Source organism: Psychrobacter coccoides, assembly GCF_017498085.1.
GTDB lineage: Bacteria > Pseudomonadota > Gammaproteobacteria > Pseudomonadales > Moraxellaceae > Psychrobacter > Psychrobacter coccoides.
Window position 1 is genome coordinate 205,770 of the sequence record NZ_JAGBKM010000002.1, and the last position, 15,320, is coordinate 221,089.

General features: G+C 44.0%; 16 protein-coding genes. 12 read left to right on the plus strand and 4 right to left on the minus strand.

Going from position 1 to position 15,320, the window contains the following annotated elements:
- Positions 1 to 60: 60 nt before the first annotated feature.
- Positions 61 to 510: a hypothetical protein gene (locus J3492_RS02455; RefSeq protein ID WP_207989503.1), complete on the plus strand. Its 450-nt coding sequence runs from the start codon at positions 61 to 63 to the stop codon at positions 508 to 510.
- Positions 511 to 626: 116 nt separating this feature from the next.
- Here J3492_RS02455 and J3492_RS02460 read toward each other — a convergent pair whose 3' ends face one another.
- The gene (locus tag J3492_RS02460) at positions 627 to 1,385 is read right to left on the minus strand and encodes a DUF3108 domain-containing protein (protein WP_207989418.1); all 759 of its coding nucleotides are present in this window, start codon (positions 1,383 to 1,385) and stop codon (positions 627 to 629) included.
- 465 nt (positions 1,386 to 1,850) lie between these two features.
- On the opposite strand from J3492_RS02460, the gene J3492_RS02465 reads away from it, so the two are divergent.
- Together J3492_RS02465 and groL are read left to right on the plus strand one after the other, a co-directional pair.
- Entirely contained in the window at positions 1,851 to 2,141 is a 291-nt protein-coding gene (locus tag J3492_RS02465; protein WP_207989421.1) for a co-chaperone GroES, read from the plus strand.
- A 66-nt stretch (positions 2,142 to 2,207) separates the two neighbouring features.
- Positions 2,208 to 3,860: a chaperonin GroEL gene (groL, locus tag J3492_RS02470; protein ID WP_207989423.1), complete on the plus strand. Its 1,653-nt coding sequence runs from the start codon at positions 2,208 to 2,210 to the stop codon at positions 3,858 to 3,860.
- 270 nt (positions 3,861 to 4,130) lie between these two features.
- Here the strand turns inward: groL and yaaA are convergent, their stop codons facing one another.
- Entirely contained in the window at positions 4,131 to 4,931 is an 801-nt protein-coding gene (yaaA, locus tag J3492_RS02475) for a peroxide stress protein YaaA (protein WP_207989426.1), read from the minus strand.
- 403 nt (positions 4,932 to 5,334) lie between these two features.
- Between yaaA and J3492_RS02480 the strand changes: the two genes are divergently transcribed.
- From J3492_RS02480 to J3492_RS02505, 6 genes are all read left to right on the plus strand, one after another.
- Positions 5,335 to 6,498 carry a Re/Si-specific NAD(P)(+) transhydrogenase subunit alpha gene (locus tag J3492_RS02480; protein WP_207989428.1) on the plus strand — a complete coding sequence of 388 codons (1,164 nt, stop codon included), beginning with the start codon at positions 5,335 to 5,337 and terminating at the stop codon, positions 6,496 to 6,498.
- 59 nt (positions 6,499 to 6,557) lie between these two features.
- On the plus strand, positions 6,558 to 6,935 hold the full coding sequence (locus J3492_RS02485; protein ID WP_207989431.1) for a proton-translocating transhydrogenase family protein: 378 nt from the start codon (positions 6,558 to 6,560) through the stop codon (positions 6,933 to 6,935).
- Positions 6,932 to 8,329 carry an NAD(P)(+) transhydrogenase (Re/Si-specific) subunit beta gene (locus J3492_RS02490; protein ID WP_207989433.1) on the plus strand — a complete coding sequence of 466 codons (1,398 nt, stop codon included), beginning with the start codon at positions 6,932 to 6,934 and terminating at the stop codon, positions 8,327 to 8,329. The genes J3492_RS02485 and J3492_RS02490 overlap by 4 nt, the downstream gene beginning before the upstream one ends.
- Before the next feature lie 141 nt (positions 8,330 to 8,470).
- Positions 8,471 to 8,998: an acyl-CoA thioesterase gene (locus J3492_RS02495; protein ID WP_207989436.1), complete on the plus strand. Its 528-nt coding sequence runs from the start codon at positions 8,471 to 8,473 to the stop codon at positions 8,996 to 8,998.
- A gap of 124 nt (positions 8,999 to 9,122) precedes the next feature.
- Positions 9,123 to 9,332 (plus strand): Fe-S cluster assembly protein IscX, encoded by a 210-nt coding sequence (gene iscX, locus J3492_RS02500; RefSeq protein WP_201574071.1) that lies wholly within the window; start codon positions 9,123 to 9,125, stop codon positions 9,330 to 9,332.
- Positions 9,333 to 9,403: 71 nt separating this feature from the next.
- Complete coding sequence (locus J3492_RS02505; protein ID WP_207989439.1) at positions 9,404 to 9,886, plus strand: GyrI-like domain-containing protein; 483 nt, start codon at positions 9,404 to 9,406, stop codon at positions 9,884 to 9,886.
- Between the two features lie 64 nt (positions 9,887 to 9,950).
- Here J3492_RS02505 and dapE read toward each other — a convergent pair whose 3' ends face one another.
- Positions 9,951 to 11,150, minus strand: coding sequence for a succinyl-diaminopimelate desuccinylase (gene dapE, locus J3492_RS02510; RefSeq protein ID WP_207989441.1), 1,200 nt, complete (start codon positions 11,148 to 11,150; stop codon positions 9,951 to 9,953).
- Positions 11,151 to 11,327: 177 nt separating this feature from the next.
- Positions 11,328 to 12,083 (minus strand): 2OG-Fe(II) oxygenase, encoded by a 756-nt coding sequence (locus J3492_RS02515; RefSeq protein ID WP_207989443.1) that lies wholly within the window; start codon positions 12,081 to 12,083, stop codon positions 11,328 to 11,330.
- 209 nt (positions 12,084 to 12,292) lie between these two features.
- Here J3492_RS02515 and J3492_RS02520 point away from each other — a divergent pair, with 209 nt between their 5' ends.
- From J3492_RS02520 to J3492_RS02530, 3 genes are all read left to right on the plus strand, one after another.
- Complete coding sequence (locus J3492_RS02520) at positions 12,293 to 13,177, plus strand: 23S rRNA (adenine(2030)-N(6))-methyltransferase RlmJ (RefSeq protein WP_207989445.1); 885 nt, start codon at positions 12,293 to 12,295, stop codon at positions 13,175 to 13,177.
- A 35-nt stretch (positions 13,178 to 13,212) separates the two neighbouring features.
- Entirely contained in the window at positions 13,213 to 14,106 is an 894-nt protein-coding gene (pssA, locus tag J3492_RS02525; RefSeq protein ID WP_243453060.1) for a CDP-diacylglycerol--serine O-phosphatidyltransferase, read from the plus strand.
- A gap of 399 nt (positions 14,107 to 14,505) precedes the next feature.
- Positions 14,506 to 15,063: a hypothetical protein gene (locus J3492_RS02530; RefSeq protein WP_243453056.1), complete on the plus strand. Its 558-nt coding sequence runs from the start codon at positions 14,506 to 14,508 to the stop codon at positions 15,061 to 15,063.
- Positions 15,064 to 15,320 lie beyond the last annotated feature (257 nt).

The following is a 15,320-nucleotide window of genomic DNA, read 5'->3' on the forward strand; positions in this document are numbered from 1 at the left end:
TCCTCATCGTCAGTACTCACGGATGATGCGGCGGTGTCTAATACTGAGCCAACCAAAGCGATGACTGACCAAAAGCCTACCAAGGCCACTAAACTAAAAAAACCCATTGCCCCTGTTCGTCAACGTTTGTTTTATACTTGGCTGCTGTGGGTTGCCTATCGCTTACTTGGGTTGCCAGTATTAATCAGTACTTTTAATCCGATGAGCCCGAATGTCGTTGGCGGTATTGCATGGCAGGCGTTATGGCTGATACCGGCTCTAATTTTATCCCCTTGGATACTACGAGGGCGCTCACCTTATGCGCTGCTTGTTGGCAGTATGTTTACTCTGGTTTATTTGGGGGCAAGTGGCGTGGTACTCTTTACTAGAGCTTATGGTAGTAGCTGGGCTGAGTTGGGCGTTTACTTGGTTGATTTTTTATTGTTATTGACCATCAATGTCTGGCTGTTTGTTTTGTTAAAACGCTTGCCCTCAATGAATAATGTCGTCAAACAGCCACGTTCTCGCTAGATAAGTTTCGTATCTTAAAAGCAAAAAGGATTGAAAACATAAAAAGGCGGCGCTCTCATTTAGAGCGCCGCCTTTTTATGTGAGTCGTTAATAATTATTGAGGACTAAACTGTCATTTAGTTGACTTTCGTCAACTCCAAGTCCATTTTTTTGCCATCATTGACCTGTGTGACCTTTACTGGTAGGTAGTCTAAGCTAGGCGCTAACCAAAAACTGGTAGAGCGGCTATTATCATCATGAACCCGATCGACACGCACCGTATCAAAGGTACCAGCAGGGACCGTCACTTTAGGATTACCAGACTTCTTAAATGGTGTTTTTTGGATTTTATCTTTTCTTACCATATGGTAGTTACCAGAAAATTTACCGTTCAGTAAGTCCTGACGGATTTGCACTTCCAAACTTAAATCATCAAAAGCCTGCTGCGCCATGTCCATATTGACAGTTTTGCCGCGATAAGTACTGGCGACTTTCTTGCTTGCAGGATTGTAATTCAACTTATGAGTACGTCCAATCCCAAATAACTTATAAGTCGTACTGGCGTGGGCTGGGGTGACATTATTACCCGATAAGGTAAAGGTGCTATTTTGTGCCGCACTGGCCACGCCAGCCACACGAGCCTTGACATCATACTTCCACGTGTTGCCTGATTTATTAAGGGTACGAGTGGCAGTCCCTTTGTATTTGTCTTCTACCGTAAAGCTATAGTTGGCACTTGAAGGTTGTATTGTTTTTGCGCTGGCAAGGGTAGGGGCGGTCATACTTAAGGCTCCGATAGCAGCAATGCTCACTCCTGTCGTCAACATAGATAGAAGTTTAGGCTTACTACGACTTGTATTATGAGAAGAATGGTTGATAGAAAATAATGCAGACATGTGTATTCCTTAATGGGTTTAAATTTTTATTTTATTATGTTGTCAGTACTTATAATGGTCATACTCTGTTACATTTTCAAGGTCTAGAGCAGCCGTAGTGGTTTAAGTCTTGTCAATGGTGTTACTACACACTGGCCAACCTCATTACCGTCTTACGTTTAGTAACTTTTTATGACCAGTAATACCGATAGCTGATAAAGTTAAGTTTTCTTATAAGTACTTGAAAAATATAGCTATAATTTTTCGGGTCAAGTGTATTAAGGGATGTTTTGGCATCTTCTAAGGTAATTTTATAATATTTTTTGAGTTTACACTTGAACCAAACCTACCTTGCCCCCACTTTTTGATACAAGCTCAAGGCATATCTATTAAGGTATTCTGGCGACAGCCACATCCGAGATAATGGCCATTGAGACCATGAAACCAAGTCATTTTTTAACTCAACTAACTTTTGGAGTCATATCGATGAACATTCGTCCTTTACATGACCGTATTGTTGTTCGCCGCGTAGAAGAAGAGCAAAAAACTGCTGGTGGTATTTTATTGCCAGGTTCAGCACAAGAAAAACCATCACAAGGTGAAGTGTTGGCAACAGGTAATGGCCAGATTCGTGACAATGGCGAAGTCCGCACGCTCGATGTAAAAGTTGGCGACAAAGTCTTGTTTGGTCAATATGCTGGTCAAACAGTAAAGGTTGACGGCGAAGAGCTACTGATTATGAAAGAATCTGATGTGTTGGGTGTACTAGAAGGCTAAATTTAGTCTTCATACCTTTGCATTTATCTAATAAAACAAAATAACTACTTATTGGAGCAATTTATCATGGCAAAAGACGTAAAGTTTGGCATTGATGCCCGTAAACAAATGATGGATGGCGTAAACGTTTTAGCAAACGCTGTAAAAGTCACGCTCGGCCCTAAAGGTCGTAATGTAGTGATCGATAAGTCATTTGGTGCACCGACCATCACTAAAGATGGTGTTTCTGTTGCCAAAGAAATCGAGCTTGAAAACAAATTTGAAAACATGGGCGCACAGTTGGTTCGTGAAGTCGCTAGCCGCACCAATGATGTAGCAGGTGATGGTACGACGACCGCTACAGTATTGGCGCAGTCAATCTTGCAAGAAGGCATGAAGTCAGTGGCCGCTGGTATGAACCCAATGGATCTAAAACGTGGTATCGACAAAGCGGTACGTGAAGCGGTCAAGCAGATCCATGAGCTATCAACACCAGCAGATGATGACAAAGCGATTGCACAAGTCGGCTCTATCTCTGCCAACTCAGATCCTAAGATTGGTGAGTTGATTTCACAAGCGATGCAAAAAGTTGGTAAGCAAGGCGTGATCACTGTCGAAGAAGGCTCAAGCTTTGAAGACACCCTAGAAGTGGTCGAAGGTATGCAGTTTGACCGCGGTTATATCAGCCCATACTTTGCCAACAAGCAAGACAGCCTAACTGCTGAATTTGAAAACCCATACATCTTATTGGTTGACAAAAAAATCAGCAATATCCGTGAAATCGTGCCATTACTTGAGCAAGTCATGCAGCAGAGCAAACCACTGCTAATCATTGCTGAAGACGTAGAAAACGAAGCATTGGCTACTTTAGTTGTCAACAACATGCGTGGTGGTCTAAAAACTTGTGCAGTAAAAGCACCAGGTTTTGGTGATCGCCGTAAAGCCATGCTACAGGATATCGCTATCCTAACAGGTGGTACAGTTATCTCAGAAGAAATCGGTCTAAACCTAGAAGAAGCAACGATCGAGCAACTTGGTACGGCCAAAAAAGTCACTGTTGGTAAAGAGAACACCGTCATCGTCGATGGTGCTGGTCAAAAAGCAGACATCGACGCCCGTGTTGAGTCTATCAACCGTCAAATCGAAGAGTCTACTTCTGACTACGACAAAGAAAAGCTACAAGAGCGTGTGGCTAAGCTGGCAGGCGGCGTAGCGGTCATCAAAGTTGGCGCAGCGACCGAAACTGAGATGAAAGAGAAGAAAGACCGTGTTGATGATGCGCTACATGCGACTCGTGCAGCGGTTGAAGAAGGTGTTGTCCCTGGTGGTGGTGTGGCGCTGGTGCGTGCAATGAGCGCCTTGGCTGACTTAACTGGCGATAATGACGACCAAAATGCAGGCATGAACATCCTACGCCGTGCGATGGAAGCGCCATTACGTCAAATCGTGACCAACTCAGGTGAAGAAGCTTCAGTTGTGGTCAACGAAGTGAAAGGCGGTAGTGGTAACTATGGCTACAATGCAGCGACTGGCGAATACGGCGATATGTTGGATATGGGTATTCTTGACCCTGCCAAAGTATCACGCTCAGCGTTAGAAAATGCGGCATCTGTTGCAGGTCTCATGTTAACGACTGAAGCCATGATCACTGACCTACCAGAGAAAGAAGACCCAATGGCTGCTATGGGCGGCGCTGCTGGTGGTATGGGCGGTATGGGTGGAATGGGCGGCATGATGTAATTCTACTTCTGCTACAAAGCGATTTCTCTTTGTCAGACGCGCTCAATGTACAATAGGTACTATTTTCGCTCGTCTTCCTCGACAAATCGCTTTTCGCTAGAAGTATGATTGACGTCATAAAGTCTGTTCGACTATTAAGAGCTCTGTTATCGCAAGATAGCAGGGCTTTTTTGATGCAGGTTTTTAATGTGGTTTTCTCTAAAAATAACCCCCGATAGGCTAAGCTTATCGGGGGATTTTTATACAAGTTTAGTCTTTTTAGCGTAATAGTTACGCATCTGCCTCATCTCGTCTAAATGTCCATGTCTTATCATCAGACAACTCATCGACATAGTAATACCCTGCCAAATCAAACTGCTTTAACTGCTCCGCATTGGTGAGTTTGTTATCCGCTGCGTATTTCACCATCAGACCACGGGCTTTTTTGGCATAAAAGGCAATCACTTTATAGTTGCCGTTTTTTTCATCCTCAAACCTGGGCGTGATAACCTTAGCATTTAACGCCTTCTTTTTTACTGATTTAAAATATTCATTAGAAGCCAGATTAACCAAGATCTTGTCACCACTATCAGCCAGTCGGGTATTGATGACTTTAGTCACCTCATCACCCCAAAACTCATATAGGTTATCACCACGCTCGTTTTTTAGCTTGGTGCCCATTTCTAGCCGATAAGGTTGAATCAAATCTAGCGGCTTTAATACCCCATAAAGTCCAGACAAGATACCGAGGTGCTCATTGACGTAAATGGCTGTTTCTTTGTCCATACCATACATATCAAGCCCTGTATACACATCGCCATCAAACAAGTAGCTTGCCGGCTTGGCGTTGTCCAAGGTAAAGGGTTTGTCTTGACTCCATTGCCATTTTTGGTTGCGATCAGCGTTGAGCTGGGCCAAATCATCAGAGATGCCCATAAGTTCTTGTAAATCAATGGGTTCTTTTGATTTTAGGATTTTGATCAGAGCTTGTGAGTGCTCGATCAATTCAGGCTGGCTATAGTAATTGCCAAGGTTTACCGGGACTTCATCTGTCTCATTTAGAGATTTGGCAGGAGAGAGTAAAAAATACATGGTCATTCCTTATCAGTCTATAGGTTTTAATTAGGATAGCATTTTATAGAGCAAGCTTTGCTTACCGTATCATCGGTTTATCGGTATTTGGTTTTATTATTGCAGAAGAGTGAAATTGGGGATATAAGCGATAAAACTGGCACATATCATAGCAAAGTTTATAAAGAGAGGAGAAATCCATAACTTTTTATTTACTAGTTGGTCATCAATAGACAATGAAAGTTAGCAAACGATGTCTCTATAATAAAAAGACTTGATGATAAGTATGTCATCATTTTTTAAATTGATAGTCTTGGCTTCAGTATCTTTGCTATCAAGTGAAGCGGTTTTTTTTCCCTATATGTGTTGAGAATGATACAGCAAACGTATAGGACAGTAATGTATGTAGACGTAAGGAGACGGTATGAAAATCGGTGTAATCAGCGCAGATGTGGCTGGCGAGGGCCGTGTTGCGCTAACCCCAGATGCAGTAAAAAAACTACGCAAACTTGGGTTTGAAGTCATCATTGAGTCAGGTGCAGGTCAGGCAGCGTATTATGCTGATGAGTTGTACCAAGCTGCTGGTGCTGACATTGCAAACAATAGCGCCGAGGTCGTTGCACAGTCTCAAATTATCACAGTAGTGCATGACTTGTCTGCTGATCTCATAGATCGCCTCACTGAGGGGCAAATCGTTATCGGTATGCTCGACCCTTATCGCAATGCTCAGCTGGATACTTATGCAGCCAAGGGTGCGACGGTGTTTGCTATGGAGTTGTTGCCTCGTACCTTATCACGGGCACAGAACATGGACGTTTTGTCTTCTCAAGCCAACCTTGCAGGCTATAAAGCCGTACTGTTGGCGGCCAATGAATACTCGCGTCCGTTTCCGATGTTTATGACTTCGGCAGGGACAGTTAAGCCTGCTAAGGTGGTCATTCTAGGCGTCGGAGTTGCAGGTCTACAAGCCATTGCTACTGCCAAACGTTTAGGTGCGGTGGTGGAGGCCAGTGATCTGCGTCCGTCTGCCAAAGAGCAGGTAGAGTCCTTAGGCGGGAAATGGCTCGATGTCCCCATGAGCGACGAGGAGGCAGAAAAGGCCAAGTCTACAGGTGGCTATGCTTGGACACCTTCAGAGCAGTATATGAAAGATCAAGCAGTGGTGGTAGACAAAGCATTAAGTCAGGCTGATATCGTCATCACTACCGCTCAGATACCGGGGCGTCAGGCACCACGCTTGGTGCACAAAGCCACGCTCGAAAAAATGAAAGCAGGCTCTGTACTGATTGATATGGCGGCTAGTACTGGTGGTAACGTTGAAGGCACTGTTGCAGATGAGATTGTCACTACTGACAGTGGTGTACGTATTGTTGGGGCCGCCAATATACCCTCGATGCTCGCAGCGCAGTCTTCGGACTTATATGCCAACAACCTGGTCAACTTTATCAGTACTTTAGTAGCCACTGAAGCAGACGTTGAAGGCACTGTTGCAGCAAGTGAGCTGGCATTGAACTTGGATATGGATGATGAGATTCAAGGCGCTTTAGCAGTGACTCACGAAGGTCAAGTGCGTCTGGCCAAGCGCTAAATACTGGATATTTATCATATGGTATATACCAGTCATGAATCAATTATTAGGAGGATAAAATGAATGCCACTATTTTAGCAGCAGCGCAAGCTGGCGATGCGATAGGCAGCACCCCGTTCGTAGCGATTTTTACGGTTTTTGTACTCGCTATTTTTGTTGGATATTACGTCGTTTGGGGGGTAACCCCAGCACTGCACACGCCATTAATGGCAGTAACCAACGCTCTGTCAAGTATCGTCATCGTTGGCGCTATGCTACAGACTGTCTATATCGATGGCTCAATGTTTACGCCAACCAGCTTACTTGGTGCTTTTGCTGTATTTTTGGCCAGTATCAATATCTTTGGGGGCTTTGCTGTTACGGAACGTATGCTGGCGATGTTTAAGCCAAAAGAAAAAAAAGCGCCTGCAACTAAGGATTCTGGAGGTGAGGCATGAGTAATTTTACCACCCTCATAGCGAGCAATGCTGATTGGTTTTATCTGATCGGTGCGATACTGTTTATTTTGACCTTGCGTGGTTTGTCTAGTCCAAAGACCGCTATTCGGGGTAACCGCTTTGGTATGGCAGCAATGGCGATCGCTGTGGTCACCACCTTCTTCTTAGCCGAAGGTCCGGTAATGTGGCTGATCATCGCTGCCATGATATTGGGTGCTGTGGTCGGTATGTGGAAAGCAAAAACCGTCGCAATGACCCAGATGCCAGAGACGGTTGCTTTGATGCACTCGTTCGTGGGTCTAGCAGCGGTGGCCATTGCCTTAGCAACAGTGCTGCATACCGAAGAGGCGTACAGTACAGTGACTCGTTTAGAGCTGTTTATCGGCTGCTTTATCGGGGCGATTACCTTTTCAGCTTCCTTTTTTGCTTTTGGTAAGCTTGCCGCCAAGAGTTGGGCTAAAACCCTGGCAGGAGGCTGGGTTAAGCCGGTTCAAGGACTTTTGTTTGTCGCAATGATTGGCTTTGGTGCGGTCTATTTTATGACGGATTCATTACCCGCTTTTTATGCGATGACGGTACTTGCTGTCGTCTTTGGTTGGATGTGGATTGCGCCTATTGGAGGCGGTGATATGCCAGTGGTGGTATCGCTGCTCAATTCATTTTCCGGTTGGGCCGCAGCCGGTATTGGTTTTACGCTTGGCAATTCAATGCTGATTATCGCAGGCTCTTTGGTCGGTTCATCAGGCGCTATCTTGTCATATATTATGTGTAAAGCCATGAATCGCTCGCTGCTCAATGTCTTGTTTGGTGGTATGGGTACAGCTGCAGTGGTCGCCGGTGATGATAGTGCACCGAAGACTTATAAATCAGGTTCGGCAGAAGATGCAGGCTTTCTCATGTCCAATGCTAATGATGTGATTATTGTCCCAGGATATGGTATGGCGCAAGGCCGTGCGCAAAATGCGGTCAAAGAGATGTATGAGTTGCTCAAAGAGGAAGGCGTTAATGTGCGCTTTGCCATTCATCCTGTCGCTGGCCGTATGCCAGGACACATGAATGTACTATTGGCAGAAGCTGATGTGCCTTACGATGATATCCTCGAGATGGATGAGATTAATTCTGACTTTTCTAGCACCGATGTGGTGTTGGTCATTGGCGCTAATGACGTGGTCAATCCATCTGCTAAAGATGATCCAGCCTCACCTATCTTCGGTATGCCAATACTAGAGGTCACCAAAGCACAGACCGTCATGGTTATCAAGCGCTCGATGAGTACTGGCTACGCAGGACTGGATAACAGCTTGTTTTATATGGACAAAACCATGATGATCTTTGGTGATGCCAAAAAAATGGTGGAAGAAATGGTGCGTAGTATCAACGGCGGCGGTCATTAATCTTTGCCAGCGCATTTGAATATAAACCATGTATAACTATTTTAGAACAGCAAAAAGTCACTACAGTGGCTTTTTTGCGTTATGGTAAGCCATATTTATCCAACACCAAACAATACAGTTTAGACGATAAGAGAGTCCATTATGAACATGTTATTACGATTTTTTATTATGTATGGCCTGCTGCTGCAGCAACTCAAGCGCCAGTCTCTGAGCCAGCGCCTGAGTGTCGAGGCTTTAAGCGTACCGACAACCCGTTATTATCGAGTGCTGCCACATGATATGGGCTTTCGGGATCATCTGCCCAATTATCGCTACTTGTCTTTTATTGAGCTTAATGTCACGCACTGGTTAATCGCTTGCTGTCACCAAAAAGGCATTAAAACCCTAGACTGGGTCATCGCCATGCAAGAGATGGTGTATCTTAAAGAAATTAAGTTTTTGGACAAAATGACGTTGAACAGTCAGCTTGTGGGTTGGGATAAAAAATATGTGTATTTTGAGCATCGATTTTTTGTCAAAGATCAGCTCATGAGTGTCGGGATGACTAAGTTTGTGCTGATGAATAAAAAGCAGAAGCAAACGCCTGCTGTGCTCGATATGGAAGGTGAGCACATAACTGATGTGATTGAAACATGGAATACGCATCAAGCGGCAGTGAAGGCCACCTAGCTCCTGTTGCAGCGAGTTTATGATAACTTGGCTATAATCATCTGGTGAAGTTTGATAGGATAGAGGCCATGCCGTTAATGGACCATTCAAACGTTTTTTAAATAACAACACTTAAGGAGCCACTATGAATCCGCAAAAGCTAAAATGGACCGACAGCTTAGACATTGCTATTGAGTTGTATGAAAAGTTTCCTGAGACCGATCCACAATACATTCGCTTTACTGATCTGCATCGCTGGGTAACTGAGCTTGAAAACTTTGACGACGATCCGCAACGCTCAAATGAAGGTATTTTAGAAGCCATTCAGATGAATTGGATTGATGAGGCTGACTAGCTTAGTTTGCATCGCCTCTTAAGTACAAAACCCAATAACCACCCTAATACCATCATAGGATAGGTAACATCATGACGTCACAAACCAAAACGCTGTCTGAGGCTATTGCTTGCCAAGGTATTAGCGTTCGTACCACCAATAACGCTGAAATCAGCTTTGAGACCGCCAAGTTAGGTCGTCTATGGCAAAAATTCTATCAAGAGCATATGGGCAAATTGCCCGAAGGTGAGGATATCTACGGTATCTACCTTAACTATGAAAGTGATGATTTGGTAGGGGCGTTTGATGTGGTGGCCAGTTGGAAAGTAGACAGTGAGCAAGCGCAGCAAAGTGCGGGTGATGTAGTCGCAGTCAATATTCCTGCAGGCAAGTATTTGGTGTTTTCTGAAACGGGTCATATGCCCAATACTGTGATGAATGCGTGGGAGAAGGCTTGGGAATATTTCCATAATCCAGACTGCGCGCACAGTCGAACTTTTGATGTCGACTTTGAGCACTATATCGATGGCAATTTAGAATATGGGCAAGTGGATCTTTATATTGGCATCAACTAAGCCAACAGAAACTACAGGGTGTTACTTACCGGATAAGTAACGCCTTTTTTTAAACGTCATCTTCTTAATTTAGTAGTAAATGCTCCAAAACCCCTTCATAAATCTGTGCCAACTTCCCTAAATCATCAACTTCTACTTTTTCATCGACCTGATGAATGGTGGCATTGCGTACGCCAAGCTCGACCACTTGTGCACCAGTCGGTGCGATAAAGCGGCCATCTGACGTACCGCCCGATGTAGATAATGTTGTCTCGATACCAGTCACCGATTTAATAGCGTTTTGACATGCCGAGACGAGCTTGCCTTCTGGAGTCAAAAACGGCTGCCCTGATAACTTCCAATCAATGTCATATTTTGCTTTGCTGTCCGCAAAATATTTATCAAAAATAGCATGCGTCTTTTCTTTTAATTCAGCTTCTGTCGTCTCCGTCGAAAACCGAAAGTTAAAGACAGCGGTTAAGGCTTCAGGGATGACGTTGGTTGCGCCTGTACCACTATTGATATTGGAAATTTGCAATGATGTTGCAGGAAAATAATCATTGCCTTTGTCCCAAGCTGTCGCCGTAAGTTCTGCCAATGCTGCCATAGCTGCATGAATAGGGTTGCAGGCCAGATGCGGATAAGCCACATGACCTTGTTTCCCTGTTACCGTGAGCACCGCACCCAATGAGCCACGGCGACCGTTTTTGATGATATCACCTAAAGTATCGGTACTGGATGGCTCGCCAACGAGACAGTAAGTGATTTTTTCCTGCCGTGCTTCTAGTGCTTCGATGACTTTTACCGTGCCATTAATCGAAGGGCCTTCTTCATCAGAGGTAATAAGCATTGCAATAGAGCCGGTATGCTCAGGATGATTGGCAACGAAACGCTCGGCGGCGACCGTAAAAGCAGCAATTCCCGTTTTCATATCCGCAGCACCACGTGCCCATAGATAGCCATCTTTGATGGTTGGGGTAAAGGGCGGATAAGTCCAGTTTTTTACATCGCCTGTCGGTACGACATCGGTATGCCCAGCAAAACAAATGACAGGATCTGTCGTGCCACGCCTTGCCCAAAGGTTTTTAACCTCTGCATCCTCGCCGCTTTGATCTCGATCCCCAAAATACATAAACTCGCAGTCAAAGCCTGCCTGTTGTAAGCGAGACGACAATATATCTTGGCAACCATCATCATCGGGGGTTACCGATGGGCGTTCAAGTAACGAGATGCTTAACTCTAGTGTGTCTTGTTGATGGGTAGGAAGGTCTTTGGAGTTGGGCATAAGCTAACCTTTTATATTTTATATTATAAATAGAATGAACTATAGTCGATTTACTCTAGAAATGACATAGCACTGCTGGGATGAATTTTGCGCAGCCTCTGTGATAGCAGCACGCAAGTAAAATTTATACCAGTAGCGCATTTAAATTTATAACAATTTTACTTTGAACGGACTATATCAATTGTCTTCTTCAACAAAGGGCACCAAACCATCTCGGCGCATCCATGTTGCGATAGAGTAGCGTTGTCGATGAGCGATTTGTACCTGATGCTGCAGATCACTATCAAAGATTACCAGCCGATTGGCCATAGGCATGACATTATGATGAATGCCGTGTTTGTCAACGATCTCTAAAGCGCCCCCATCATTGATTGTCCATTCATCATTGAGATAAAACACCGCTGAAATAACACGCTCATCACGGCCAGCAGGGTTGTCACTGTGCCATTGATAGCCGAAGCCTGCCGGATAGCAAGCATAGTGTGCTTCACTATGGCGAATACCAGCAAACAAGCTTTGATTAAATAAAGTGGCGAGCGCATTGATACTTTGTAGATAAAAATAACCTGCAAAGAAGTTTTTTGTGATCCAGCGAATCCTGTCACCTCGAATATCACGGACTCGCACCCCTGCAGTGAGCTCTGCATCACGGTAGTCGATAAAGCCGCTTTCTGCTTGCAGGGCTAACAGTGCTTTGTCCATAAATACGTCATCAAGCACCAACCAGCCATCTTCTACAAACCTATCTAGCTGTGTGTCTGTCAATCTTTCATCCCAGCGCACAGCAAAGTCTGACATTTGTAATATATCTTGGGTCACAAGTGAGTCACTGACGCTTTTTGCCCAAGGCTCAAGCAGTGGCGGGTTATCAGGACCTATCGGCTCGTCGACCATCAGGTTTGTCACATTCAAGTTGCTAATAATCTTCGTCATTTCACCTCGTTATCGATTACTCTATTTAAAACGGTTATAGCCCTGAATTGCTATAACGTCAATGTCAATGAATCACGATCATCAATCGTTTTATGCTTTTTTGTCTTCTTTTATCGATGGTGCTTACCAAAACCACATTATCTTTTCTACTTCCTATGCTACCATAGATGCAATTTTTCTCACTTAAACTTTTCAGATTATGAATAACTATGAACTATAAACACGCCTACCATGCTGGTAACTTTGCTGATGTGGTAAAACACATTTTATTGGTGCAACTGCTCAATCAATTGAGTCAAAAAAACAAACCTTTCTATGCGCTCGATGCTTATGGCGGCCGTGGTCTGTATTCGCTAAGTAGTGAAGAAGCCCGTAAAACTGGAGAAGCCGAAGGCGGTATCAAAGCTCTGTTAAAAGCGGATGACACTGATATGCTATCAGCACCCGCTGCGGTCAAAGACTATATGGAAGGCATCAAACAGGCCAGATTGACTTATGACAATAAGGTCTATCCTGGCTCGCCTTGGTGGATCGCCCATCATGTCGAAAAGCATGCAGGTGCAGGTATACGTGGTGAGGCGTTTGAAGCCAAAGCCAGTGAGTATGATGCGCTTAACTATCAGTTGTATAAGCTACCGATAGGTATTCATCATCGTAATGCTTTTGAAGGCATTACCGCTGTTATCCCACCAACCGAGCGCCGTGGTCTTATTTTTCTGGACCCGCCTTATGAGCAAGAGCACAAAGACTTTACGCGGCTTATCGACTTGTTGGTGGCAGCCTATAATAAATGGCCACAAGGGACATATGCGCTTTGGTTCCCTATCAAAAACATCGAAGCCGTTGAGCTGTTTTATAAAAAGCTGAAGCGTACGGATATCAGACGTCAGTTGATTTGTGAGCTTAATATTTATCCCAACGATATCGCCGTTGGACTTAATGGCACAGGCATGCTCATTATTAATCCACCGTGGCAGTTTGATAATCATGCTCGGGAGATATTGCGCTTTTTACAGCCTTTCTTAAAGGTGGCTGATGCACCAGATATGACACCTGATAGTGCGACCAATGTACGCTGGCTGGTTGGCGAATAACAATGGCGACACGTAAGGATGATGAGATGACGAACATGAAAGCACCCATAGATCCATCAAATCAAGATGCTTTGGGTAATGGGTCTTCACAGGACACTGCGTCAACTCAACCGCCATTTGTTGATGAGCACGAGTTCAATATTCGTTTAGCAGACAACAAAGGCTATGATGGTTTGACTTTTGAAGTCATAGAGACAGAAGTCGCCGAGGGCAAGCAGGTGGTCAGTCGTGGTGTCTATTTAGCGCCAAACCTGATCACTACGTTATCACTACTGTCTGGTTTTTATTCAATATTAGCCAGTACCCAAGGTGAGTTTTATAAGGCTTCCTTGGCCATCTTTTTATCAGCCATCCTCGATGGTGCTGATGGTCGAGTGGCACGCATGCTCAATGCGCAAAGCCCCTTTGGCGAACAATACGACTCTTTGGCGGATATGCTCGCTTTTGGTATCGCTCCTGCGATACTGGTATATAGCTTTGCCTTAGAGCCATTAGGCCGTATCGGTTTGGGATGTGCTTTTGTCTTTACCGCTTGCGGCGCATTTCGTCTGGCAAGGTTTAACGTACAAATTGGTGAAGTGGATAAAAAGTTCTTTGTTGGCTTGGCCAGTCCACTAGCAGCAATATTGGTAACCTCAGCTGTGATGGTTGCTGTCGATCATAATGAATGGGTTGGACAGTATGACACGACTGTCATGATGTTATTTGCTGCTTGGGTAGTGATCTGCGGCCTACTTATGGTGAGTAATGTAAAATACTATAGCTTTAAAGAGTTTGATAAAAAGAAAGTCCCTTTTGTGGTACTTATTATTGGGGTGTTGGTCATGAGTATTGTACTTTATGATATTCCTGTCGGTATTTTAGCTATTGGTATTATTTATGCGTTGTCTGGTATTTTTACCACGATTAAAGCCAAAGCTGGTGGTTGAAACTGTGTAGAGTCTTTATATAGCCCGTTCAAAAAAAGGTATAAATCTCTTAACGTGTTACAAGAAGGTTTTTTGACGTGGAGATTATATAAAGGCTGCACCGATGTATTTGAAAAGAAAGTATCCCAGTAGCCTAGGGCGTGTCTTCAATTCAAATGATGATATCTAAATGGGCTAAAAATGGCTAAACTTTGTCATACTTCGTCAAATAACTGGTTAATATCCCGATATTATCTGCGTTATTTTCCTTGTCTGACAGCAATTTATCTCATTTTTATGACCATTTTTAAAATGAAGACACGCCCTAGCAACATTTGTAAATTGAGCTGACTCTAATCAAGAGACTTACCGAAAGGTAAGTGCTTTTTTCGTTCTAACAATGTTGAGGTCATTGTCATTATGATGATTCAAGCTAAGGCCTATGGTTCGTTTGTTTACCTCTCAAGACTATACAGTAAAGTCTTACTCGTATTGCTATTTGCTTTATTATTCAGCTACGCAAGCAGTGTGCAAGCTGCGAGCGATCCGATTGCACAGCTACCATCATCTTTTATTACACGTGCAGAAGCGGCCAACCCAAATAACTTTAAACCGATAAAGCTTAATGGCCGCATAGTTGATATCGCTTTGGCCTCTTGCCCAATGGAAACAGGACTTATCGCATGTGGTCTACAAAAGCTAGACCTGATCAATGGCGGCCCTGCAGAAGTAAATGCTGACTATGATTTAGCACAGACTTTTATATACCCATCCAATGCTCAACCTAACACTGCTGTTGTCATCATTACTCGTTCTGACCTCATGGATGATAGTGTCAGTGCTGAGCGCTACCGAATAAGCTTTAAGTCAGAAAAGAAGCCATTGGGATTGGATTGGAACTGGGTACAGTACGGCGTACAGTATAAGTGCGCACGTGGTGACAACACAGGCCAATGGACGAAAAACCTTTGTCCTTAACGCTTCGCCTTTAATATAGTTAATAATTAGAATGGCTAACCGTCCACTATAATCAGTCAGCTATTGAGAATTTTTATAACCATCAGCAGCCCTAATATCCTGAAAATCCAATAGACTTTAAAATAGTTTGAATTATTTAGAAGCTACCCCCTTGATCCCCAGTAAAAACCGAGTATAATGCCACCCAGTCGAAAGGGAAGGCGGAAAGCAGAATGACCTATCATACTAGCCAACCAGCCAATAGAGAGAAGTTTAAA

Excerpts from the sequence above, each read along its gene's own strand:
- J3492_RS02455 (WP_207989503.1), top strand. The coding sequence starts at position 61 with ATGACTGACCAAAAGCCTACCAAGGCCACTAAACTAAAAAAACCCATT.
- J3492_RS02460 (WP_207989418.1), bottom strand. The coding sequence starts at position 1,385 with ATGTCTGCATTATTTTCTATCAACCATTCTTCTCATAATACAAGTCGT.
- J3492_RS02465 (WP_207989421.1), top strand. The coding sequence starts at position 1,851 with ATGAACATTCGTCCTTTACATGACCGTATTGTTGTTCGCCGCGTAGAA.
- groL (WP_207989423.1), top strand. The coding sequence starts at position 2,208 with ATGGCAAAAGACGTAAAGTTTGGCATTGATGCCCGTAAACAAATGATG.
- yaaA (WP_207989426.1), bottom strand. The coding sequence starts at position 4,931 with ATGTATTTTTTACTCTCTCCTGCCAAATCTCTAAATGAGACAGATGAA.
- J3492_RS02480 (WP_207989428.1), top strand. The coding sequence starts at position 5,335 with ATGAAAATCGGTGTAATCAGCGCAGATGTGGCTGGCGAGGGCCGTGTT.
- J3492_RS02485 (WP_207989431.1), top strand. The coding sequence starts at position 6,558 with ATGAATGCCACTATTTTAGCAGCAGCGCAAGCTGGCGATGCGATAGGC.
- J3492_RS02490 (WP_207989433.1), top strand. The coding sequence starts at position 6,932 with ATGAGTAATTTTACCACCCTCATAGCGAGCAATGCTGATTGGTTTTAT.
- J3492_RS02495 (WP_207989436.1), top strand. The coding sequence starts at position 8,471 with ATGAACATGTTATTACGATTTTTTATTATGTATGGCCTGCTGCTGCAG.
- iscX (WP_201574071.1), top strand. The coding sequence starts at position 9,123 with ATGAATCCGCAAAAGCTAAAATGGACCGACAGCTTAGACATTGCTATT.
- J3492_RS02505 (WP_207989439.1), top strand. The coding sequence starts at position 9,404 with ATGACGTCACAAACCAAAACGCTGTCTGAGGCTATTGCTTGCCAAGGT.
- dapE (WP_207989441.1), bottom strand. The coding sequence starts at position 11,150 with ATGCCCAACTCCAAAGACCTTCCTACCCATCAACAAGACACACTAGAG.
- J3492_RS02515 (WP_207989443.1), bottom strand. The coding sequence starts at position 12,083 with ATGACGAAGATTATTAGCAACTTGAATGTGACAAACCTGATGGTCGAC.
- J3492_RS02520 (WP_207989445.1), top strand. The coding sequence starts at position 12,293 with ATGAACTATAAACACGCCTACCATGCTGGTAACTTTGCTGATGTGGTA.
- pssA (WP_243453060.1), top strand. The coding sequence starts at position 13,213 with ATGAAAGCACCCATAGATCCATCAAATCAAGATGCTTTGGGTAATGGG.
- J3492_RS02530 (WP_243453056.1), top strand. The coding sequence starts at position 14,506 with ATGATGATTCAAGCTAAGGCCTATGGTTCGTTTGTTTACCTCTCAAGA.